The sequence below is a fragment of the Mycoplasma imitans ATCC 51306 genome, assembly GCF_000518305.1.
GTDB classification, from domain to species: Bacteria; Bacillota_I; Bacilli_A; order Mycoplasmatales; family Mycoplasmoidaceae; genus Mycoplasmoides; species Mycoplasmoides imitans.
This window is the reverse complement of sequence record NZ_JADI01000004.1, coordinates 82,158-105,818: the sequence shown is the minus strand read 5'-3', so window position 1 is coordinate 105,818 and position 23,661 is coordinate 82,158. Positions and strand designations below refer to the sequence as shown.

20 protein-coding genes are annotated in these 23,661 nt (G+C 31.0%); 6 read left to right on the top strand and 14 right to left on the bottom strand.

Going from position 1 to position 23,661, the window contains the following annotated elements; genetic code table 4:
• The first annotated feature begins 27 nt into the window (after nt 1-27).
• Nucleotides 28-666 (top strand): hypothetical protein, encoded by a 639-nt coding sequence (locus P690_RS0100455; protein ID WP_027121846.1) that lies wholly within the window; start codon nt 28-30, stop codon nt 664-666.
• 75 nt (nt 667-741) lie between these two features.
• Here P690_RS0100455 and P690_RS0100450 read toward each other — a convergent pair whose 3' ends face one another.
• The 8 genes from P690_RS0100450 to dnaK form a co-directional block, all read right to left on the bottom strand.
• The gene (locus tag P690_RS0100450; RefSeq protein WP_027121845.1) at nt 742-1,683 is read right to left on the bottom strand and encodes a hypothetical protein; all 942 of its coding nucleotides are present in this window, start codon (nt 1,681-1,683) and stop codon (nt 742-744) included.
• Nucleotides 1,684-1,800: 117 nt separating this feature from the next.
• On the bottom strand, nt 1,801-3,873 hold the full coding sequence (fusA, locus tag P690_RS0100445) for an elongation factor G (protein WP_027121844.1): 2,073 nt from the start codon (nt 3,871-3,873) through the stop codon (nt 1,801-1,803).
• 9 nt (nt 3,874-3,882) lie between these two features.
• On the bottom strand, nt 3,883-4,350 hold the full coding sequence (gene rpsG, locus P690_RS0100440; protein WP_027121843.1) for a 30S ribosomal protein S7: 468 nt from the start codon (nt 4,348-4,350) through the stop codon (nt 3,883-3,885).
• 9 nt (nt 4,351-4,359) lie between these two features.
• Nucleotides 4,360-4,785, bottom strand: coding sequence for a 30S ribosomal protein S12 (gene rpsL / locus P690_RS0100435; RefSeq protein WP_027121842.1), 426 nt, complete (start codon nt 4,783-4,785; stop codon nt 4,360-4,362).
• Between the two features lie 19 nt (nt 4,786-4,804).
• Complete coding sequence (gene rpsD / locus P690_RS0100430; protein ID WP_027121841.1) at nt 4,805-5,428, bottom strand: 30S ribosomal protein S4; 624 nt, start codon at nt 5,426-5,428, stop codon at nt 4,805-4,807.
• Nucleotides 5,429-5,758: 330 nt separating this feature from the next.
• A complete protein-coding gene (locus tag P690_RS03890) occupies nt 5,759-7,429 on the bottom strand; it encodes a hypothetical protein (protein ID WP_051420941.1) in 1,671 nt (556 codons plus the stop codon).
• A 314-nt stretch (nt 7,430-7,743) separates the two neighbouring features.
• Nucleotides 7,744-9,798 carry an MIP family Ig-specific serine endopeptidase gene (locus P690_RS0100420; protein ID WP_027121840.1) on the bottom strand — a complete coding sequence of 685 codons (2,055 nt, stop codon included), beginning with the start codon at nt 9,796-9,798 and terminating at the stop codon, nt 7,744-7,746.
• A 152-nt stretch (nt 9,799-9,950) separates the two neighbouring features.
• A complete protein-coding gene (gene dnaK, locus P690_RS0100415; protein WP_027121839.1) occupies nt 9,951-11,738 on the bottom strand; it encodes a molecular chaperone DnaK in 1,788 nt (595 codons plus the stop codon).
• A gap of 487 nt (nt 11,739-12,225) precedes the next feature.
• On the opposite strand from dnaK, the gene P690_RS0100410 reads away from it, so the two are divergent.
• The 3 genes from P690_RS0100410 to P690_RS0100400 all read left to right on the top strand — a co-directional run bounded on the left by P690_RS0100410 (nt 12,226) and on the right by P690_RS0100400 (nt 15,636).
• Nucleotides 12,226-13,086, top strand: a complete 861-nt coding sequence (locus P690_RS0100410; protein WP_245576636.1) for a lysylphosphatidylglycerol synthase transmembrane domain-containing protein — start codon at nt 12,226-12,228, stop codon at nt 13,084-13,086.
• 625 nt (nt 13,087-13,711) lie between these two features.
• Nucleotides 13,712-14,968: a potassium channel family protein gene (locus P690_RS03885; RefSeq protein WP_084318489.1), complete on the top strand. Its 1,257-nt coding sequence runs from the start codon at nt 13,712-13,714 to the stop codon at nt 14,966-14,968.
• A 53-nt stretch (nt 14,969-15,021) separates the two neighbouring features.
• On the top strand, nt 15,022-15,636 hold the full coding sequence (locus P690_RS0100400) for an MscL family protein (RefSeq protein WP_245576635.1): 615 nt from the start codon (nt 15,022-15,024) through the stop codon (nt 15,634-15,636).
• Between the two features lie 308 nt (nt 15,637-15,944).
• Here P690_RS0100400 and P690_RS0100395 read toward each other — a convergent pair whose 3' ends face one another.
• The 4 genes from P690_RS0100395 to P690_RS0100380 form a co-directional block, all read right to left on the bottom strand.
• Complete coding sequence (locus P690_RS0100395; RefSeq protein WP_027121836.1) at nt 15,945-17,696, bottom strand: APC family permease; 1,752 nt, start codon at nt 17,694-17,696, stop codon at nt 15,945-15,947.
• A gap of 92 nt (nt 17,697-17,788) precedes the next feature.
• Nucleotides 17,789-18,157 (bottom strand): PTS sugar transporter subunit IIA, encoded by a 369-nt coding sequence (locus P690_RS0100390; RefSeq protein WP_036459398.1) that lies wholly within the window; start codon nt 18,155-18,157, stop codon nt 17,789-17,791.
• A gap of 89 nt (nt 18,158-18,246) precedes the next feature.
• Complete coding sequence (locus P690_RS0100385; protein WP_051420939.1) at nt 18,247-19,035, bottom strand: NAD(+) kinase; 789 nt, start codon at nt 19,033-19,035, stop codon at nt 18,247-18,249.
• On the bottom strand, nt 19,028-19,507 hold the full coding sequence (locus tag P690_RS0100380) for a Spx/MgsR family RNA polymerase-binding regulatory protein (RefSeq protein ID WP_027121833.1): 480 nt from the start codon (nt 19,505-19,507) through the stop codon (nt 19,028-19,030). The genes P690_RS0100385 and P690_RS0100380 overlap by 8 nt, the downstream gene beginning before the upstream one ends.
• 75 nt (nt 19,508-19,582) lie before the next feature.
• Between P690_RS0100380 and trpS the strand changes: the two genes are divergently transcribed.
• Complete coding sequence (gene trpS, locus P690_RS0100375; protein ID WP_027121832.1) at nt 19,583-20,635, top strand: tryptophan--tRNA ligase; 1,053 nt, start codon at nt 19,583-19,585, stop codon at nt 20,633-20,635.
• A gap of 2 nt (nt 20,636-20,637) precedes the next feature.
• The gene (locus P690_RS0100370) at nt 20,638-21,510 is read left to right on the top strand and encodes a Cof-type HAD-IIB family hydrolase (RefSeq protein ID WP_027121831.1); all 873 of its coding nucleotides are present in this window, start codon (nt 20,638-20,640) and stop codon (nt 21,508-21,510) included.
• Between the two features lie 264 nt (nt 21,511-21,774).
• Here the strand turns inward: P690_RS0100370 and P690_RS0100365 are convergent, their stop codons facing one another.
• Complete coding sequence (locus tag P690_RS0100365; protein ID WP_027121830.1) at nt 21,775-22,644, bottom strand: Cof-type HAD-IIB family hydrolase; 870 nt, start codon at nt 22,642-22,644, stop codon at nt 21,775-21,777.
• Nucleotides 22,644-23,636: an MSC_0882 family membrane protein gene (locus P690_RS0100360; RefSeq protein ID WP_027121829.1), complete on the bottom strand. Its 993-nt coding sequence runs from the start codon at nt 23,634-23,636 to the stop codon at nt 22,644-22,646. Before P690_RS0100360 ends, P690_RS0100365 begins: the two co-directional genes overlap by 1 nt.
• Nucleotides 23,637-23,661: the final 25 nt, after the last annotated feature.

The window sequence follows — 23,661 nt, the reverse complement described above, 5'->3', positions numbered from 1 at the left end:
CTTTTTAAAATAATTTAAAATCTTCTTATGCTTAAAAAATTAACTATCGAGCAAGTTGATCATAAACTAGTAAATCAGATTACTAAATTGGTTTTAAATAAGTTCAACTTGCACAAAAATATTATTCCGTTTTTATTAAAGCATAAAATTGAAAAACTGTTTACTAACTGAGCTTTAATGAAAGCAACAAATGTAATTGTTGATGAAAATCACAATAATATTCTGATCTATTCTGATAAGATCGATCAGGTTAATAAGAAGTTTCAACAAGAATACATTAACCTAATGAATACCTTTCAATACGTGGAATCTAACGATGAAAAGAGTGTTAGTACATCAATCATTCATCGCTTTAAATCATTATTATCACGTTATGAAACATTAATGCTTAATAATGATGTTGAAAACGATATTAAAAATTCTAACCAGATCTTATTATTACTAAGTGATGATCCAACATTTCTAGAGAACGCTAAAAAACTAATCGAATCTGATCAAGAATTATTTGGTTTTAGCGCTTCACATATTAATTATGCTGATTACGAGATAAATAAGATGTATCAGATTATTAAGATCCCCTTAATGATTAATAATGCACAGATTAAAGATGTTAATAATGAAGATGTTGTGATCTATCTTTATTCAACCAAACCAGCTATTGATTAATAATTAATCAATTTATAGATGTAAAAAAATAAACCGCGTTTGCGGTTTATTTTTTGTTATTTACTTATCCTTAAATTAACGCGGACCTGGTCTAGGACCCATTGGACGTGGACCTTGTTGAGGGTCTTTAGGCATAGGTCTTGGGCCTTGAGGACCCATAGGTCTTGGACCGCCTTGTTGAGGGTTAGGACGTGGACTTTGAGGACCTTGTGGACCCATTGGTCTTGGGCCTTGAGGACCTTGTGGACCCATAGGTCTCGGTCCGCCTTGTTGAGGGTTAGGACGTGGGCCTTGAGGACCGTTAAGCATCGGTCTTGGGCCTTGAGGACCTTGTGGACCCATTGGACGTAGGCCTTGTTGAGGCGCTTGACCTGGAAGCATTGCACGAGGAACTTGTTGTGGGAATGGTCTTGGTTGACCTGGTTGACCTGGAGCTAACATTCTAGCACCTGGCATTGGAGCAGAACCTAGAGCCATTTGGTTTGGTTGCATACCCATTGGTTGACCAGATGGTAGTAAACCACCATGAACTTGTTCAGTACTAACAGCTTGAGTTGGAGATACTTGTTCAGTATTAATTGCTGCTTCTTGAGTAACACTAGTTGTTGGATTTTCTTCAACAACTTCTTCTTGTTGTTCTTGTTCTTCAGCTTCAGCAGCTGCAATTGCAGCAAGCATTTCATTAGTTCTGTTCTTAGTTTTAACAAAGAACGCTGTGCCTATTGGGAATAATAGAACACCAAGGACTAATCCAACAGCTGCACCTACAATTTGTAAGTAACCTACAACGTTTAATTTGTAATCTTTGAAATCTCCAAATAAGAATGATAAAGTACTAATTCGTTTAGTTACTTGAGTTTGTTGACCATCTACCATCTGTTGAGTATCCACTGTGTTAAGCGGACTTGCTAAGATTGCGATCATCGCAATTCCTAACAATAACGCAACAAGTCCAATAATCATTAGGACGATTGAAATGATCTTGTGTTTTTTTAATTTATTTAACTCTTGACCCATTTTAGTTTTATTTGTATTGATATCTTTAAGGTATATTCTAAATAATTTAAATTTAATTTTTTAATGAAAAGTCTTATTTAGATATATATTTTGGTTATTAAAATTAGCTAAGCTATTTTAATTTTTTTTCGCTTTAGCTTCAATAACTTTTTCGACTACTGATTTAGGAGCTTCTGCGTAGTGAGAGAACTGCATAATGTAGTTACCACGACCTTGGGTAAATGATCTTAAGTCGGTCGCATAACCAAACATTTCGCTTAAAGGTACTTTAGCCTTAATTACTTGAACATTATCACGTGATTCAGTTCCTTCAATCATCCCTCTTCTTGAAGAAATATCACCCATGGTATCACCAAAGTATTGTTCAGGAACAGTTACTTCAATAGCCATAATTGGTTCTAATAAAGCAGGTTGACAACGCTTACCAGCTTCTTTAAGAGCCATAGACGCAGCAATCTTATAAGCCATTTCGTTTGAGTCTACATCGTGGTATGAACCATCGAATAAACTTGCTTTAATATCGATCATTGGATAACCTGCAAGAGGACCATTATTCATTGCAGCTTCAAGACCAGCTTTAACTGACTTAATGTATTCTTTTGGAATCTTACCACCAACAATCTTGTCTTCAAATTCAAAACCTTTATCATGGTTAGGTTCAAAAGTAATCACTACGTGACCATATTGACCACGACCACCAGATTGTTTAATGTATTTACCTTCAACATCAGCTTTTGCTTTAAGTGTTTCGCGGTAACTTACTTGAGGAGCACCAACGTTAACGTCAACCTTAAATTCACGTCTTAGACGGTCAACTAAGATATCAAGGTGTAACTCACCCATACCAGCAATAATTGTTTGACCAGTTTCTTCATCAGTGTATGTTCTGAATGTTGGGTCTTCTTCAGCTAATTTAGATAGTGAGATCCCCATCTTTTCTTGGTCAGCTTTAGTCTTAGGTTCAACAGCTAATGAAATAACTGGTTGAGCAAACGACATTGATTCTAATGTCACATCTTGATTTTCAGAAGCAATTGTATCACCAGTTGTAGTATCTTTTAGACCAACAATCGCACAGATATCACCAGCACGGATTTCACTAATTTCATTACGTTGCTGAGCGTGCATTTTCACAATTCTTGATACTCTTTCTTTCTTATCCTTAGTTGTGTTTACTACGTAAGAACCTGAAGTTAATACTCCAGAGTAAACTCTAACGAAAGTTAAACGTCCAACAAATGGGTCAGTAGCTACTTTAAATGCTAAACCAACAAAAGGAGCATCATCACTTGTAGCGATCTGAATCTCATCACCGTTCTTGTAACCCTTAGCAGCCGGTACATCTATTGGTGATGGTAAGTAATCAACTACTGCATCTAATAAAGGCTTAACACCTTTGTTTTTAAATGCAGTACCACATAACACTGGGAATAAGGTTGATGAAACTACACCTTTTCTGATACAAGATTTAATTTCTGCTTTAGAAATTTCTTGACCTTCTAGGTATTTTTCCATTACTGATTCATCAAAAGTTACGATCTCATCTAACATATGAGCGTGAGCTTTTTTGGCTTCTTCTAGATATTCTGCAGGAATATCTTTGGTTTCGTAGTTTTCATTTTCACCACCATCAAAGAAGTAAGCTTTCATTTCAACTAGGTCAATGATTCCTACGAAATCATTTTCAGATCCGATTGGTAATTGGATCGGAACAGACTTAACACCTAGTCTTGAGTGAATTGAATCAACTGATCTTTGGAAGTTAGCACCAGTTTTGTCCATTTTATTAACGAACACAATTCTAGGAACTTCATAACGACTTGCTTGACGTCAAACTGTCTCAGTTTGAGGTTCAACACCCATTTGGGCATCTAATACAGCAACTGCACCGTCTAATACTCTTAATGAACGTTCAACTTCAACGGTGAAGTCAACGTGCCCTGGGGTATCGATTAAGTTAAGTTGGCAGTCTTTTCATGTAACTGAAGTAGCTGCTGAAGTAATCGTAATCCCACGTTCTTTTTCTTGTGCCATTCAGTCCATAACTGAAGCACCATCGTGAGTTTCACCGATCTTGTGAGTTTTTCCAGAGTGGAATAAAATTCTTTCAGAAGTTGTTGTTTTACCAGCATCAATGTGTGCCATGATACCGAAATTTCTGAACTTTTCTAAAGGATATTGTCTAGCCATAGTTTAATCTTACATTCTCATATGAGCAAATGCTTTGTTAGCTTCTGCCATTTTGTGAGTGTCTTCACGTTTTTTAACTGAAGCTCCAGTGTTGTTTGAAGCATCAATAATTTCGTTAGCAATCTTGTCTAACATTGTTTTTTCATGACGTTTTCTTGAAAGGGTTACTAATCATCTTAATGCTAAAGTAACTTTTCTTTCAGGACTTACATCAGTAGGTACTTGGTAGTTAGCACCAGCAATACGGCGAACTTTAAGTTCTAGTCTTGGCATGATGTTTTCTACTGCTTTGTTGAAAACTTCTATTGGGTCTTTTTGAGTTTTTTGAGCGATTAAATCAAATGAACCATATAAAATCTTTTGAGCAATTCCTTTTTTACCATCTAACATGATTGCATTGATTGCTCTAGTAACCAGAACTGAGTTATAAACTGGATCTGGTAATACTTTTCTTTTTTCTGCTCTATTTTTACGCATATCTTAGTCCTATTTCTTCTTATCTGCCTTTGGACGTTTTGCACCATATGCAGAACGTTGTTGTCTTCTCTTATCTACACCAGTTGTATCTAAAGTACCACGAACGATATGATATCTCACCCCTGGTAAGTCTTTAACACGACCACCTCTGATTAATACAACAGAGTGTTCTTGTAAGTTATGACCTTCACCTGGAATATAAGCTAATACTTCCATACCGTTGGTTAATTTAACCTTAGCGTATTTACGTAGCGCTGAGTTCGGTTTTTTGGGTGTCATTGTCCCTACACGGGTACATACACCGCGCTTGAATGGTGATGATTTACTAGTCACCTTCTTTTCAAGAGTATTTAAATTTACTTGTAAAGCAGGAGATTTAGATTTCTTAACCTTATTTTTTCTTGGTTTTCTAATTAATTGTGCAATTGTTGCCATATCTGTATTTGTCTCCTAACTATTTAACTAAACGTTTGTAGTACTCAACTACGTATGTTTCATTAACATCAGCAGGTAATTCATTACGTTCTGGGTATCTTACATAAGTACCTGATAGTGTTTTTTTATTAACTTCAACAAATGGAGCTACAGCTTTAGATTCTAAAGCTAATTTTACTAATGGTAAGTTGTGTGCTCTTGGCTTAAGTTCAACTACTGAACCTAAACTAATTAAAGCACTTGGAATATCAAAAGTTTTACCGTTAACCAAAACGTGACCGTGGTTAACTAATTGTCTTGCCCCTCTTCTTGTTGGTGCAAAACCCATTCTGAATACTAGATTATCTAATCTAGATTCAAGTGTTCTAAATAAGTTCATGGTTAAGATCCCACTCATCTTTTTAGAAACCGCAAATAATCTTCTAAACTGACGGTCGTTTAAACCATACATGAATTGCATTTTTTGCTTTTCTTGTAATTGTTCACCGTAGTTTGATAATTTAGGACGAATTAAAGATCCGTGTTGTCCAGGAAATTTAACACCTTTTTTTGACTTATTATTCGTAAATTCTTTTCCAGATTCAAGAATTGAAAAATTCAATCTTCTGGCTTTACGATAAATGCTGCCTGTATAACGTGACATTTATATGAAAATCCTTGTTTATGTGAATAATTTTACACGCAAACAAACGAGATATAAAAACTAATTCTTAAATAATAAAAAGGTGTTAAGCGTTTTCAGTATAATCAGCTTACCTAGTAACGAACGCAATACGTCTAAATGACCTATTACGCACCCTTTGTTTTAGTCTAATATTAGTTTGCTGAACGTGCAGTATATATTATATAACAAAAAGCTTTCATCTAATTCAAATATTTAAAATTTTGAATCTGTTGATGAAGCTTTTTAACTTAACGTGTTAGGTTAATTTTGTTTTATTGTTTCTTTTAAAACTAATCTAATTACAAATGATTAAGCGATTAGGTTGTTTGCGTATGCTTTGAATCCGTCAACACCTTCACCCATAGAAGCTAATCTAGCTTGGTTATCAGAAGTAATTGATCTTACCATTTGGTTTAGGTAGAACGCAGATTTCATATCTTGAGCACCACCATTCTTAGATAAACTTGCAGTATCAGCTACTAGTTTTGTAAGTTCAGCTTTAACTTCGTCGAATAAAGCTTTGTCTGTTTCCATATTACCTTCTGCAGGAGCTAATTTACTAATAGCATCAGTAGTTAAAGCAGAAAGAGCTGAGCTGTTAACAAATATACCAACACCATCCATTCATGAACTGTTAGTCATTTTGTAAACACTTAAGAAGTCGGCTAATTTAGTGTAACTTGCTGAAACTAAACTCTTAACGCCATCTAGTTGAGCAGTAAGATCTGTAACTGACTTTAATAAACCTTTAGCAGCGAAGGCTGGCATATTAGCAGTGTTACCATAAATAGCATTTACTACTTTAGTTAGTAACGCTTTAGATTGTTCGTTACCCTTAGTTGCAGCCATTTCTAATTTAGATTGTTGACCTTCAGCCTTCGTAATGATTGAACTGTTTGCTCATTTGTCTGTTAACTCTTTAACATTCTTTAAAGTAGCTACAGCTGTGTCGTATCTTGATTTAATGGTTGAGTTTTTGTTTATGTTTGCTAATAATTTAGTTTCAACACCATCTTTTTTATTTGCAGGAGTTGTTAATAAAACTGAGTTAATAGCACCATCAATAATTCTTAATTGACGACTCATTATTAAAGCCATTGTATTTCCAAATAATTTAAATACTGTATCTTTTGTAGCGTTATTAGCGAATTGTATACCTAAATTTCCGTTTAAAGCTTCAAAGAATCTAGCTAAGTCATTATATGAGCTACCTGCAACAGGTTTAGCGAAGTTGTAAACATCAACTTGATTAATTTTGTATAAACTACTTAATCCTTGACTTGCTTGAGTTAATTCTTCTAAAGTCTTGGTTGTATCAAAAGTTACGCTTTGACCAAGAGCAGTACCTAATTCATTGTAAACTTTAAACACTTCTTTTCATTTAGCTACAAAGCTATCTCTAGCAGTGTTTAAATCATCTAATGAAGCACTGCCGTCAGTTAAAGTTTTACCTCCGGCAAAATTTAGTAAATCAGCAAATTTAGCTTTAAAAGTGTTACGGAATGTAGTTAAACCAGCAGTAGCCTTAGTCTTAGCGTCGCTCTCTTGCATATCCTTTGCAATTGCATAAAAGTGCTTTCAAGCACCAGACAACATTACTTGTGGTTGATCTTGTGTTGGCATATTTTGCATTCCAGTACCGCCAGTACCAGCAGCACTACCAGTACCACTATTATCACCAGTGTTACCAGTACCGGTAGTACCAGTACCGCTAGCACCATCACCTTCTACAAGAGTTACAGAACTTGAAGTACTAGGAACAGCTTCTGCTAATTGTAATGAATTTTCAACTACGTTTTTAACTTGATTAATTGTTCCAATGTTTCCAGCTGCAGCTTTTCTTAAATCTGCATCAGCAGCAAATTGATAGCCTGTATTATCTTTAGGAGGCATCACTTGAGAACATGAAGTTAATGCCACTCCAGCCGCAAGAGGTAAAACTGCACCTAAGCTAAATAAAATTTTTTTTGATTTTTTCATATTTTTATTATTTTCTTAATATTAATAATTAATTTCTAAATTTTTTCTAACGATTTCTTAATAAATTCAAAGGCTAAATATTTTTTTCCGTTCAATTAGTTATTTATTTAAAAATCTGCTTTGCTTCTATTTATTATTAAGTAAATATCGTTATTTATGATTTATTTTAAATAATGTTTATCACACTATTTCAAACAAACATATGTAAATTATAGCAACAATATCGTTTTTTTCAAAAATAATATAAAAAAGTAGATACGTATATCTACTTAATTATCTATATGATTGTTCTTTTTTAGATCACAAAACTAACTTTAAGGGTTACTAAATAAATAGGTGCTTTTAGAAAATCTATCGTTTCGTAATGAAGCAAGGTATTTAGCTAACGACTGACGATAAGAATTAGTTTGGTTAGGATATTTAGTTTTATCTGTTCCATCAATCAAGTTGTATGGTTCAACATTTATTGTGTATCTTCTTTGTTCGCCTGTATCTGCAAAGTTTACATTTAGACTAAATAAAATTTTTTTATCGTTAGCCAAATATTCAAATAAGCCACGATTACTGTTTGGATCTGATTCAGAGATGTTATTATATCCACCTCAGAAGATTCCAAAAGGTAATCCATATTTAGAATAAACCACACTACCACTAGAACCTGATCTTAATGAAGATCGTTCAACCTTTTGCGTTATCCCATATTGGTGATAATACTTATTGTGATAAGGTTGAATTAGCCCGTTAAAGTCTTGCGTTTTATCAATAAGACTTGAATCGATGTTGTTTGCTAATTGATAATTGGGATCATCATTAATATTATTTTGAACTCACCTAAAGTTTATTTTAGCATTTGCTTGTTGTGAATCTTTAACCCCTGGATAGCCAGCAATATAAGCTTTACCTATATCATCAACACTCAAAGCGTTATCTCTACTGTATTTTACTGAAGCATAATCAATATCGATATATGGCAAGTTAGGGTTGCTAATATTTAGCTGACCTGGTGCTTTAGCAATTTCTGATGATGCTTTTAGTTCATCAATAGCATCTAAAACATATTTACGGAGTAATTTTGAACCATTTGTATATTGTTGAATATCCTCACCCCTAAATCATTTTTGACTAATATTAACTACAAAACTTATTACGGCAAAATCTTTATATAACCCAATTCCTTTTTCGATGTATTTGTCAGCTATTCTAGCTCTTTCTTCTTCATCTTTTGGATATGTTCGTTCCAATATGTTTTTATCATGAACCGTTCCATTAATGAATTCTTGTTTAAATTGGTCTCTTCAGTATGAAGAAAACTCTTCCTTGGTTGTTTGATCGTTAACAAAATCAACAGCAGCAAAAATCGTTTTAGGAATATTTAATCTTCGATCATCTACTCTTAGAACATTATTTTTATTAGGTAAACGATCATAAAACTTTTGATTATCTAATATTGATACGTATTTTACAGGACTGTTATTTACACGTGAATTTTGGGCTGTAAAAAGCGGGTTTTCAGATTTACCTAATGAAAAACCTACCGTTTCAGGTTTTGGATCTAAATCCGTAACAGGTCTATCAAAATCATTATTATTTCATAATGTTTGAGCAACATGTAAGTTTGTAGCTAAAAACAAACGATAAAGATTAGGATTATTCGAATCTACTTGATAATCTAATAATCAACCTGTACCATTAGTTACATAATACAAATCATCAACAGTTGATTTAGTCTTATCGTAATACGCATAGTGTGTATAAAACTCTAATGAAAATGAACGATCATAAATCTTTTTATAGATCTCTTGATCATTAAAAACTTTTAATGTCGTACCACTTGAAGAAGTATCAGGTTTGTTTGAATTATTTGTATTTGGATTTTGTTGATTTGTTGAAACGTTTTGGGTTGCTGCGTCCTTGTTGGTTGTATCTGAATTAGCAGAATCTTTTGTACTTTCAGTTTCTTCTTTTTTTAAGAAACCAGCAATTTCTAAAGTTATTTGTTTTGTTTGACTAGGGTTGATTGCTTTCTTTGTTAAATTAACAGAGAAAGTTAAAACTCCATTAGGATCATCAGCTACAAAATCACTAATCGATATATCAACAAAAGTGTTTGGGTCTTGTTTTTGCTGAGCTTGTTTAATTAATTTGATGTCAAAATAATTAGAAAAGTTTGAAGAATTAATATCACTTGCTAAGACTTTATCGTGCGGTTCTTTGCTAATAACTGTTAAATCCCTACTAGTTAAATTACTAAGATTAATTGCATCAGCTTCGTTCATAGAAGAACCTTTCATGTTACCACATGAAGATGCAATCACACTTAGCCCACTTAACGCACAAAATAATTTAAATCAAGCTGATCTTTTTAACATGTTGATTATTGTTTAATTCTTAATTGAACGATTATAAAATATCCAGATATAAAAAGAAATATAATGATTGAAAAAATAGGTAAATAAACCAAAACATGAAATTTGGATTTTTTCCAAATTTCATGCTTTTCTTTTATTAGTTTTAGATATGACTATTTAGCGTCTGAAGGAGGAGTTTCACCACCACCGTATTTCTTAGACATGTCATCACGTCATTTCTTGAAGCCGTCGATTTGTTCTTTAAGCTCATCTCATTTTTCAGCTTTAAGAGCACCGTTAATACCATCAACGATCTTAGTAAGACTAGCTTTTTCTTGAGCTGGTAACGCTTCTGCTTCTTTAGATCCAAGGATTTCGTTAATTGTATTAACAATACCTTCACCTTCATAACGCATTTCAATTCTTTGTTTAACAATTGCGTCACGTTCTTTGTTAGCTTCAGCATCACGAATCATTCTTTGAATTTCGTTTTCATCTAATTCACTTGAGTTAGAGATTGTAATACTGTTTTCTTTACCAGTTGTTAAGTCTTTAGCTTTAACGTTTAAGATACCGTTAGCGTCAATATTGAAAGTAATTTCAATTTGTGGTTTACCCTTAGGAGCTGGTTGAATTCCCCCTAGTGAGAAAGTACCTAATGACTTGTTTTCTCTAGCCATTGGACGTTCACCTTGGTAGATTGAAACATCAACTGATTCTTGGTTATCTTGAGCTGTTGAGAAAATTTGTGATTTAGAAACTGGGATTGTTGTGTTTCTCTTAATAATTGGAGTTGCAACACCACCTAAAGTTTCGATTGCAAGAGTTAATGGAGTTACGTCTAATAATAGAATGTCTTTAACATCACCACGTAATACCCCACCTTGTACAGCAGCACCGATAGCAACTACTTCGTCAGGGTTAATAGTGCGGTTAGGTGATTTATTAGGAATCATAGATTCAACTAATTTTTGTACTGCAGGCATTCTTGTAGAACCACCTACTAAAAGAATTTCGTCAATTTGACTTGGTTCAACCTTAGCTTCTTTTAATACGTCAGCGATCGGGTTTCTTGTTCTTTCTAGTAAGTCTTTTGTAAGTTCTTCGAATTTAGCTCTTGATAAAGTTAATTCAGCATTAACTGGACCTTCAGGAGTAACTGCAATAAATGGTAATGAAATTAAAGTTTCTAATTGAGCTGATAGTTCGATCTTAGCTCTTTCAGCAGCTTCTTTTAATCTTTGCATAGCCATCTTATCAGACTTAAGGTCTAATGATGGGTGATCTTTTTTAATTTCAGCAACGATTCATTCAATAATCTTGTTATCTCAGTCATCACCACCAAGTCTGTTATCACCAGCAGTAGCCATAACTTCGAAAGTACCGTCAGCAATATCAAGTAATGAAACGTCGAACGTACCACCCCCAAGGTCGTACACAAGAACTTTCATTTCACGGTTTCCTTTATCAATACCATAAGCTAATGCAGCAGCTGTAGGTTCATTAATAATTCTTTCTACAGTTAATCCAGCAATTTTACCAGCAGTTTTAGTAGCTTGACGTTCAGCGTCATTGAAGTAAGCTGGAACAGTAATTACAGCTCTTGTAATTTTTTGTCCAGTTTTCTTTTCAGCATAATCCTTAAGGTAACTTAAGATGCTTGCAGAAACTTCTTCAGGAGTTAGTTCTTTTTCTACACCTTTATCGTTAATCTTAACTTTTTTACTTGTTCCCATTAAACGCTTAATAGAAACGATTGTGTTTGGGTTTGTTAGCATTTGACGCTTAGCAGCATCACCAACAATAATTTCACCATTTTTGTATGAAACTACAGATGGAGTAGTTCTTTTACCTTCAGGGTTTTCAATTACTACTTTTTGTGTACCTTCCATTACAGACACACATGAGTTGGTTGTTCCAAGGTCAATTCCAATAATTAATCCATTATTATTATTAGACATTGTTATTTATCCTTTCAAATTCAATTTAATTTAATGATGCAATCCAATTGTTTAACTTGGTTATTGTTCTATGCTAAAGATTATATAAAAAAATTAGCACTTTTTCAACTAGATTGCTAATTTATTTTTTTATTACTAGGATTTTAGGGTAATTGTTTATAATATAAACAAAGAAAAATAGAAAATCTTGTACAACCAAAATAATATAGCTAAAAATAAACCTAATATTAAGCAAATAAGTATCACAATTATAAGTTGTATTGTGCTGCTTGTTGCTGTTTTAACGTTCATATTTTTAAAAAATATTAGCTTTCATAAGATTTTCCAAATTTTAAGAGACCCTTCTAATAATAGACAGAAAATATTTATCTTTTTGGTCTTTGTTTGTATGCTTTATGGCTTTTTATGGCAGTTTTTAGCTCTTTATATTATTGCGAAAAGTTATAACATTAAAGCTAAATGATATGATTGGCTAACATATGCGCTTGTGAGTACATTAATAAATAATGTAACACCTTTTGCTACGGGAGCTGAACCATATAAAGTATATTGATTGCTTAAAAATAAGGTTAAATTATCTGATGCAATTACAATTGTGGGTGCTACAGCAATTTACTGATCAATAGTTCAGATTACAGTAACTTGACCTAGTTTTATTTATATATCAACTAACTACGATCTTTTAGTTAAATCAAAAGACGGTTTAATTGCTTATTGATTTTCTTTTTGTGGAATGTTAGTAGATTTTGGAATCTTTTCAACTTTTGCAACGGCTGTATTTAGTGTTAAATTTCATTTATTAGTTTACAAAGTTGTTAATAAGATTAGAAAACTTTTGAAACTTAAAGAACTTGATGAAGATAAACGCTTAGAATATGTGAATCAAAAAAAGGCGTTTATTAAAGAATTTAAGAGATATTGAGTTGTTATCTTTATGTTCTTATTTACAGCAACGTTAGTTATTTTTCAATACAGTTCAGTTTATATGTCTTTAGAGATATTAAAGTCAAAACTAACAGATTTATATAGTTTTATTAAGGTATTTAATTTTAGCAACGTTGCTATAACTGCTAATAACTTTATTCCTATTCCAGGAGGCGAAGGAACAATTCAAGTTACTCTAGAGTTGTATTTTCAATCATTGATAGATCCTTCATCTATATCTAATGCAAATGTTAAGTATTTAAATTCTAAAGCAATTAATAACGATATAAACAACACGATTTTTTTATGAAGATTTGTTTTATTTTATTTACCAACAATGATAGGAATCATTCCTTCCATTTATGAAATATTTAATTACTTTAAATCATTACGCAAATCTAACAGAGAAAATACAAATTGTTAAACTAATTATCTAAAAAATGTTTGAAATAAGCGGTAAAAATTAATAAATTTTAATCATTAATTTTTTTATAAAAACAAAATATTTATATTGATTTTTAAAATTTGATTTGATAAATTTCTTGTCTTTAGTTAACAAACACAATAAGCAAACAGTAAGTGGTTTTTCAATTATGCTTAATAATAATTTGTTCAAAATGTTTGAAAAAAGTTTGCAGTTAAATGAGTTTTTTGAATTTTTTGCTAGGTAACTTGCTTTTAGGTTGTAACTTGTAAGTTTTTGTGTTGTTTACAAGATAAATAAGTTTGCTTAGAAAACATTAATTTAACAGTTTATTGTTTTTGATTTTTTACATAACATTAAAATTTTTTTCAATAAAAATATACGGTAAAAATTAACTTTTTTAAATTTCTAAAAGTTTGTTTTTTACATTATTAGAACAACAAATCTGATGCAAAAAAGTGTTCGTAGAGTTGAAAAAATGCAAAAATCCATTTAGATAAAATTTTTTTGCTAAGCGATAATCTTGTCTTTACTGGTAAAATATATACGAAATAAGAGAATATAAATTAAAGAATAATTATTAGTCTCACTTTTAATAAAATCTGCACGATTTTATACATAACATATGAATTTAGGCTTTAATAAATTTAAAATCAGTCGAAGTAAATTAATGAGGATTTTATCAATTATCGTCTGATCAAAATCAGATATCGATGATTATTTATCCGAATATGAAAAAAGAATAAAACTATTTAGAGGGCTTTATGCTTTGGTAATAGTTTTTGCTTCTTTAGTCAGTTTTATTACCTTAGTTATTACACCCAAAACGGATAATAGAGATGCTTTTGCCCAGTTTGCTAAAGTAACATTGCTTTTAACATTTTTTGTTTTTATAGCAGACTGATTGTCTCACGCATTAACTTATAAATACGCAACACGGCAACAACATTTAGGTTTTGTTAAGGCGTTATTTAAATACTGTATAACCTTTAATAGTATTATTATTTTTATCTGTGTTTTATCATCAGGTCAAGCAATAAAATTTTTTATCACAGATTTCAATCCAACTAACGAATTGATATTTGCTTGATTTCAATCGTTAGCTTTGGTTAAAACAATTAGATTGTTCATGGTTCTAAGTCTATTTAAACCATTTGCAGCAATCACTGGTGTATTTATTAATCAAAAGAAATTATTAGCATCAGTTTTTCTTATCATAATTGTTTTAATTATTTTGTTTGCAATCATTATTTGATCGCAAGAAACCGTTGAATTATTACGTATAAGAGCGAATTTCTTAGCTCAAATAAGCAATAAATACTCAAACTTACCTGATTTTTCTGTCTTTGTCCAGCTTTCTAAACTCTCTCAAGGAACCGGCCAGTACGAAGATGCAATCAATAAAATTAGTGATGCTCAAATTCAAGCAGCTGCTGCTCTTCTTGACTCTAACGACTTATCTAGCTTTAACAGTCTTGGTTCAGGTTATGTTCAAAGCTTCCCAGAAGCTTTATACTTTACAACAATAACATTGACGACTGTTGGTTATGGTGACTTCGTTCCTCATGCATCAATTTCACGAGTAATCGTAAGCTTTATCTCTTTATTAGCTATTTCAATTATTGCTATTCCTTCAGGTATTATTGCTGGTTCATTCTTAAATGAAATGCAAAAGACTTCTGAAAAGAATAAGAGCAAAAATAAGAAAAATAATGAAAACAAAAAAGATAATTTCTTTATAATTCCTAAGAAGAAACAACATTCAGCTAACAAAAAACCATTAGAAGAATGTGAGTTAATCCCAATTAAACAAAAACCAAAGAAACCAGAAATTATTAAAAAACCACTAGACGAATGTCAAGTTATCGAAATTAAATTTTAATTATGAAAGATTTATTTGATTCCAAAAAACATGTATCCTTAGGGAAGAACGCAATGAAAAATGCTACCAAGGTTGTAAAACGCGGTAACATTTTCATGTTAGCAATCGGTCTTTTACTAGGGACTAGCTTCAATGCTGTGATTGCTTCATTAGCTAATGACGTAATTATTGCATCAATTGCTAAACTATATAACGTTCAAGACTTGCAAAAATGGCAAGTACAAGGAATTTTTGTTGGTAAATTCTTTGCAGCTTTAATCAGCTTTATCATCATCAATGTAATTCTAGTATCTGTCTTATTTATTATTTATTACATTATTGAGGTACGTAAAGTAATTAAAGCAAAAAGATTATTAGAAGAAGGAATTAACCCTGTTGTTGAAAAAGCTGTTGAAATCAATAAAGATGATAAGATAATTGAACTACTTGAATACAATAACATGTTGTTAGAACAACAAATCATTACTCTTGGAAAAGCACACAACATGAAAGTGGAAATTTTATCTAAGAAGTTTAAGGATTCAGTTATTGATGTTCCTTTTGAAGTTCATGCATTTGATCCACAAAGTGCAGAAGCTGCTAACCTTGAAAAGATGTTAAGACCTGATGCACAAAGTTCAGTGAGCACAAGCAATTGAGCTTCAGGTTCTGAAGGATTAGTTGGATAAGTTAAAGAATTTTAGTAAAAAAATAAATTAGCTATTTGCTAATTTATTTTTTTGTTTATTTTGTCTTAAACAAATTAGTATTTTTGGTTCTAAGTTTTGCATTAAATGTTTTAGCTCTTTCAACGATAATGCTATGTTCATTAATTAAACTTTTATCTTAAAAGTGATAGCAAACTTGTCTAGCAAAATAAAACACGTTGCTTGATTGCTTATAAGCTAAACATAAGACAAATCGGTTTCTGAGCTGATTAAAGCAAAAAAAATAAAGTAGTTGCCTACTTTATTTTTTGTCTTGATTAAATAATTACTTAATTTATTAGTTCATTAATATCAGCATTAACTTCTTTTAAGGCTGCTTTAAGATCATCATTTAGATCTCTTGTTTTTGAGGTGTTAATGTAATCTAGTAACTCTTCTTTAAAAGTTGTTTTCTTAACTTCAGCCTTAATTCTTAATTTAGCTATTTCACCTTTTTGTACTGATCCATATTTCTTGATTAATATTTGATCTTCAATAATTATCGGAATAAACATAATGAATAAGAAGATTAGCAGTACAATTACCAACATAATCCTTGAAATATATACATATTTGTATTGTTCATTAAACGGTATGTTATAAAGCAAGAAAGCATCAGCAATTGGTTGAAAGAACGTTAAACTTACCGAAATAATCATTGTAAGCATCGCACATATCGCACTAGGAACAAATAATTTTGATTTGTTTACCTTGATTCGATTACTTCTTCGATTAGCAAGACCGCCCATGATTGCGACCACAATATAAACAAAGGCAATAACAGATGTTCAGTTTGCCATCAGATCTGAGAAACTATATATCTTACCAACTCCAGTTCCATAATCAAGATCTGAATAACCATTATCAATATATCCAAGACCACCAATCACACTAAAGATAACGACTACAGGAACTGCAATAATCAAGTTATAATTCATACCAACTATTGCTCTGTTAGGTGAAATCTTATTAATAAGTTTCATGCTAAATGGTAGCTCGTATTTCTTAATTAAATCTTCCATAAAACGATTGGCTCATAAACTCAAACCGTTAACAATTCCTAAAATTCCGATACCAATAGTGATTTGAAACACTGCATATAGTGGTAATAATTTATTGTTCTTAAAGAAAGCTTCAAAACCAAATGGAGAACCATCAGCAGAACCTAATGACATGGCTACAGCCATTATTAGATAAACAAAAGTAACGAATAATAAACCAATTAAGATAGCTAAAGGAGTTTTTTCAGGTTTTTTCATCTCACTTTGAATTCCAGCAGCATAGTAGAATCCATCATAAGCAAAATAAATACCACCCACAGAAATAAATAATCCAAAACCTGGTGAAAGGCTACTAAAGCTAAATTTAGCTGCTAAATCATCTGTTACAACTTTTTGGAAACCTAAACCCACATCTGGGTTTGCTGCTTTAGATCCGTTTTTTGAAAAGATAACAAACCCCAAGATGATTGCTAAGATTAATGGTAAAAACTTAACCATTGAAATAATTAAGTTTTGGAAGTTAGCAGCTGTTGAACTGATTCCAGCAACAATAATGAAGTAAGCAGAAATCACTAATGAAATCACCATTAATATCGCTCAGTCTGCTTGGGTATTTAGACCATGATAATTCTCATTAAATCCTCTAATTCCGTCCTGAATCGATAATATAAAGAAGAATGGCATGAAGAAATATGTGAGCGGTACGTAAATATAGACCATGAAATTCTTACAGGTCTTATACACGTAATGATTATTAAATGTTTGGCATCATCCAATAATTGATAAGTTATCATTACGTCCGCTTGAGATTTCAACTAAGGCTAGGGCCATTGAAATTACAGAAAAAGCCGCAAATAGTCAACTGAAAATCGCAAACGCTAATGAATAGTGCGAGTTTTGCAATACTGATTGAGCCTTAAAAAAGATTCCAGCTCCTATTGATGAACCGATTGCAATTGATATTCCTGAAAAGAAGCCAATTTTTTTAGACTTAGGAGCATCCTTAAATGATCGGTTTCGTTTTATTTTTATGAAAGGCATCGTTATTTTTCTTTAAAAAATTATTAATAAAAATTAAGCTTAACTATATTTAGCTAAGTTGTTTTTAGATAAAGATTCAATAAATAATAATCTTAATTATTTGTTTTAAGTTTATTGATTGTCTCAGATAAACTACTAGCATAATCACCACATACTAAAGACAAGTCGTAACTAGCTCACATAATCCCATTGATTTTTAGTTTATTTTTAATCCTATCTTGATCAACTTTGGTTTTATCAACCGTGTTAATCCTAATCATGTTTAATGTGGCTTCTGTTTTATTGATATTTTGGATTCCACCTAAAATATCAATAAATTCATTCACACTAAAGGGAATTTTGTCTGATTTAATTAGTTTTTGATTAACCTGACTTGAAATCTTTTTGGCTTTTCTGGTAGCTACCAGTTTTAAAATACCAAATGTGATGATGTTTAAGAAAATTCAAGTAAATTTGTTCATTTTTGTCTTAAAAAAATAAATTAGATTAATCAAAAAGATATTAGATATCTTTCTAATTATATGATTTTTAAATTTAGGTTAACAAAGAATTAATAAATGAATGTTTTTTGTAACCGTTGAATGTAGCTTTTTAGGTCGTTTGTTGAAACAAAATCAGCTTGAGATTGAACTGCGTTAACTTCGATTATTGTTGAGCTTAAACCTTTTTTGATTACTGCTCCGTCAGCAATAATTCTAGGACAAGCATCAAGATCACAATAATTCTCTTTAATCTCAATTGTGATCTTTGTATCAATCGGCAAAATAATGGGCGATTGAATCGTTGTAAAACTCGAATGTAATAATGGATATAGCTCAACCATCTGAAGCGCTTTTATTCCAGGGAACAAGATCGCTCCGTTTGCTGATTTATTAATACCAGTAGATCCGGTTGTTGTAGAAATCAACAACCCCGTTCCTCTAAACTTTTCATAAAATTGATTATCAATATAAATATCATAACCATAAGCAGTTGTTGAATTAATATTGAATTCATTTAATGCTTTGTAAGTCTCATCATTAATCCTTAGATTAATAAAATCTAGTTTGGCGTATTTCAAATGATCCAAACGATCGATAATCTTATCAATATTAGTTTCATTAAATGAGGTATAAAAACCTAAACTACCGCCATTGATCCCAATAATCTTTAATCCTGGTTGATTGTATTTGATGGCGTTTCTTATAAAAGTACCATCACCGCCATTGATAAATAAGTAGTCTGCACGATCTACTTGATCAACTTCAATTAATTTCTTATTTAATTCTTTTTTAATTAGTGGTTGTAATGATACTGATTTAGGTGATAACGAAGATATTAAATGATATTTATTACTCATCGTCCTTTTTAAAGCCTAACGAGCTTTCTTCATCAAACCAATATTCGTCAATATAGTAAGCCTTAACATCAGCAACTTCGCGCAAGAACACGCGAATATCAGTTGAGTTATATCCTACCATTAACCGCTTAGGAATCCCTGACTTATCATATTGCAAAATAATCGGCCTTTTAAGAATTGATGGATGCTCGTTAACTAATGTAATTAGTTGACTAATTGTCAACTCATCAATATTCACCTTATTATTTTGTAAATATTTAGACCTTGTCGAAATAATATCAAACACACCATTTTCTGTTAACGATAAGATATCGTTAAAATATTTTTCTTCGATCGTTGTCTTATAGAAATTGATCTCTTTATGTTGAATATTATGTTCTCTAAAAAAACGTCTAACTCTAGTACAACCAATACATGAAGCTGTAATAAATAGTACTATATTATCTGTTTGGTTATTAATGTTGTCTGTCATGGGTAGAATTTCACAGATAGTGTTATATTTATATATTATATTTTTATAATATATCTTACATATTATAGTTATATAATGAATAAGATAATATCTGGAATTCAATCAACCGGATCTTTACATATTGGTAATTATTTAGGTTCGATTTCAAAAAATATTAATTTACAAAATAAATTTCAATTAAATTTATTTGTAGCAAATTTACACACAATAACAGTAGATTTTGATCCTTCTCAGGCACGAGATAACATTATTAATCTGGTTAAGATTTATTTAGCAAGCGGGCTTGACATAAGTAAAAATAATATTTTTTTACAGTCTGAAATAAATGAGCATGCAGCACTAGGACACGTGTTGTTATGTCATACAACTATGGGTGAATTGGAAAGAATGACCCAGTATAAAGATAAAAAGCAAAAGTTTGTACAAAGTAATCAAACGATTAAGATTCCCACAGGGTTATTAACTTATCCAACTTTGATGGCAGCTGATATTTTGTTATATCAATCTGATTATGTTTGTGTAGGCGAAGATCAAAAACAACACCTGGAATTAACTAGGGATATCGCGATTAGGATGAATAAAAAATACGGTGATATCTTTAAGGTTCCTGAACCAATCATTGCAAAAGTTGGTGCTAGAATTATGGACTTAAGTAATCCAAGTAAGAAGATGTCAAAATCTTCAATTTCTAAAAAGGGAATCATAAATTTGGATGACTCAAGAGAAGAAGTTTTAGCTAAGATTAAGTCTGCTAAAACTGATAATTTAAATAAAATTAATTTTGATTATAAAACTCAGCCTGAAGTTTCAAACTTAGTAAGTATTTATTATGGCGCAATTAACGATCACTTTAATATCGGATTAAAAAGCGCTAAATATAATAAAAATCAGAACGAAGAAGTTTTACCAACTGATATTATTAAGTACTTTGAAAATAAATCTTATAAAGATCTTAAAGAAGAATTATTTGAACTTATCTGAAACATATTAGATAATATTCAAACTAAGATGAAAACAATAACAGATCAAGATGTTATCAGCGTTTTAAAAAAGTGTAAAGAAAACTTATTACCAATTGCACAACAAACATTATTGAACGTATATAAAAAAATAGGAATGGTTGTTTAATCATGAAACACAAAAAATTATTAATTATCTCCGACTTAGACGGAACACTATTAAATAGTGAAAGTAAGTTAACTGCACAAACAGTTAAATTAATTAAAGTAATCAACAGTATGGGTCATTACTTCTGTATTGCTACTGGAAGACCTTCACGCGCTTCAATTGATATTTACAATCAATTGGGTTTAAATACTGTAATGGCTAATCTTAATGGGTCTTATATCTGACACCCAAAAGATTCTATTTTTAAAGAAATTAATCTAAGTTTTTCAAAGGACTTAGTAAAAAATCTTTTACACAAAACATCAATTATCAAACTAGTTGATAACTTTATTGTTGAAAACAACGAAGGTACTTACATTATGAACAAACCTGTAAGCGCTAAAGAATTTGAAGAATTCTTACAGTGTTTCCATATTGATGGTAAGGATAACTGCTCGTTTGGACAAGATAAGATTTTAAAACTTAAGCATGATCCAAATACGATCTTGTTACAAGTTAAGAATCCAAACAATATTGATGAAGTTATTTTTCAATTAAAAGAATGTTTTAGTACTTTTGTTGTTAGAAAATGATCTTTACCAGTTTCAGGAAACATTATTGAAGTAAATACGGTGTATGCTAATAAAGGTAATGCTTTAGATTACTTAAGTAGTTACTATGGTGTTCCTAAAGAATTTGTTGTTGCTTTTGGTGATGGTGAAAACGATATTGAAATGTTACAAAAAGCACGTTTTGGTTATGCAATGAAAAATGCTATTTCAAGTGCTAAATTATTAGCTAGATACATCACTAAATATAATAATAACGATAACGGTGTTGCTTATGAACTTTATCAAAAAATAATTAGAAAAGCTCTTAAAAATAAGTCGAAATAACTGTTGATTTTTAAAATTTACAACTAAGCATACACACAACAAAAAGAAAAGCACAAAAGTTGATAATTCAATTTTTGTGCTTTTCTTTTATTGTTTTTACTATGTTTATTATTAAAATTACTTTTTTTAAGATAACTTTAGTTTTGATGATTTGATGCAATATATAAGATTATTCAAAAATGGTTTAAAACTGTTAAATGTCTTCTATCTAAACTATAAATAATAAAAAACAATAATCATATGAATCAGATTATTGTTTAAGCTCTATTTGTTTTCTTCATCAACGATTGCTATTGTTTTTTGAATAATCTCATTGAACTGATTATTACGTCTTGAACTAGCAATATATGTTGAGATATCTTTTAGTTTTTTATTAGCCCGCTTCATTGCGAATTTATATGAAGCGATCTTGAACATTGAATAATCATTAAGCGAGTCACCGATTACTGCTGTTTGTTTTAAGCTAATCTTTTCTAGTTTGCAAATGCTTGCTAAAGCGTATGCTTTATTAATATCTTTTGTTGTAATTTCTAGAAAGGTTGGCGTTATATTAGCGATCTCTAACTTATCAGCAAATTTTGTAGCAACAAACTGATTGAATCGCTCTAAACGCTTGCGCTTTAAGGCAATTAAGTTAATCTTGTGATAATGATCATCAACAAATTCTTTTGAACAAAAACTTTTGTTTTTATTAAAAAAAGCAATTACTCTTCCAACAAAAGTATCAGATAAGATAATGCTGCGATCAGGTTTATCGGTTGCTATATATCCTTGAAACGCAATTTTATTTTGCGTGCAATAATCAAAAATTGTTCTAGCCACTTCTGAATTAATACTATTTTCATCAAGTTTAATTAATTCTGATTTCTCGTTAATTTTGAATAAAACAGAACCGTTGTATGAACAAAGATAATTAATTCTTACCCCAGCTTTTTGTAACTCATTAACAACGCGTTTTGCACTTAAATAAGAACGTCCAGTGATGATTGAAATCACAACGTTTGGAAGTTTTTTTCTAAGTTGTAATAAAGAATTTATTACTTTTTTTGTTACTTTTTTACGAACGGATAATAATGTACCATCCAGATCAATGCCGATTAGTCTTAATTGATTATTTTTTGAGAAATCATTCATTATCTAATTGATACAACTTTCTTTTTATTAATTGCGCTTAATGAGCCAGTAATTATCTTCTTGACCAACAAAACGACTAAACCTAAAATGATTAAATATACTAAGAAGATTTTTAAATTTCTTTTATTAGCAGAAACTATTGCTCTGTGCATATCTTCTTCTTCAATTGGCATCTTACCATAGAAGTTCTCCATAGCACGAGCTCTAATTGAACTATTAATAATTAAATAGATCTGTAAAAACAATGTTCCAAGACCCAGAGTACCATTAACAATAATTGAATATAATGGCCATTTGTCTAACTCACCATTTGCTTTTAAAACGTATAAATAACCAAATCTTTTTGCCGCATTAATTTGCTCTTTGGTAAAACTTTGATTTAAGTTAGCAATCGTAATTAGGTTAATTCCAAATGCTGCTACTAATGTAACAACAATCGCTATGATTACAGTAATATAAATTGCTGCTGATAACCAGTTAACATTAACAGGTAAAAGTCTCAAATTTTTATAAGCCCTTTTTATATTGACAGCAATTTGAGCTTTGCTAAAAATATATTCGTGTTTTAATCCACCCTTAATATTAGCATAGCTGCTAATCGTGCGATAACCAATAAATAAAGCTAAGATTCCAAACGGAATTGTTGCTCAGACAATATGTCATGACTTATTGTTGAAATAAATATACAAGCACAATAAGATCAATCCCGCGCAAAATCCAAGGATAATAAACAATCCAAAGATTAGATCCAAGGTATTATAAAAAATCTCTTTTTTATAAAATCAGGGGATCTTTCGCTCTAAGTTGTTTAAACTTTGCGCTGATTCTTCTTTGAGATTAGTAACCTCTAATGAGCCACTGTTAAAAACGCTACTAAATTCTTTTTCTTGTAATTGAGCTACTCTTGAAGGCGGATTAATACTATCACCATATTTACCGTGATTATTAGCATTAACACCTAAATCTAGCGTTTTTGTTTGCTCATTATTCATGTTTTTTTTAGTTCTCTATTAATGA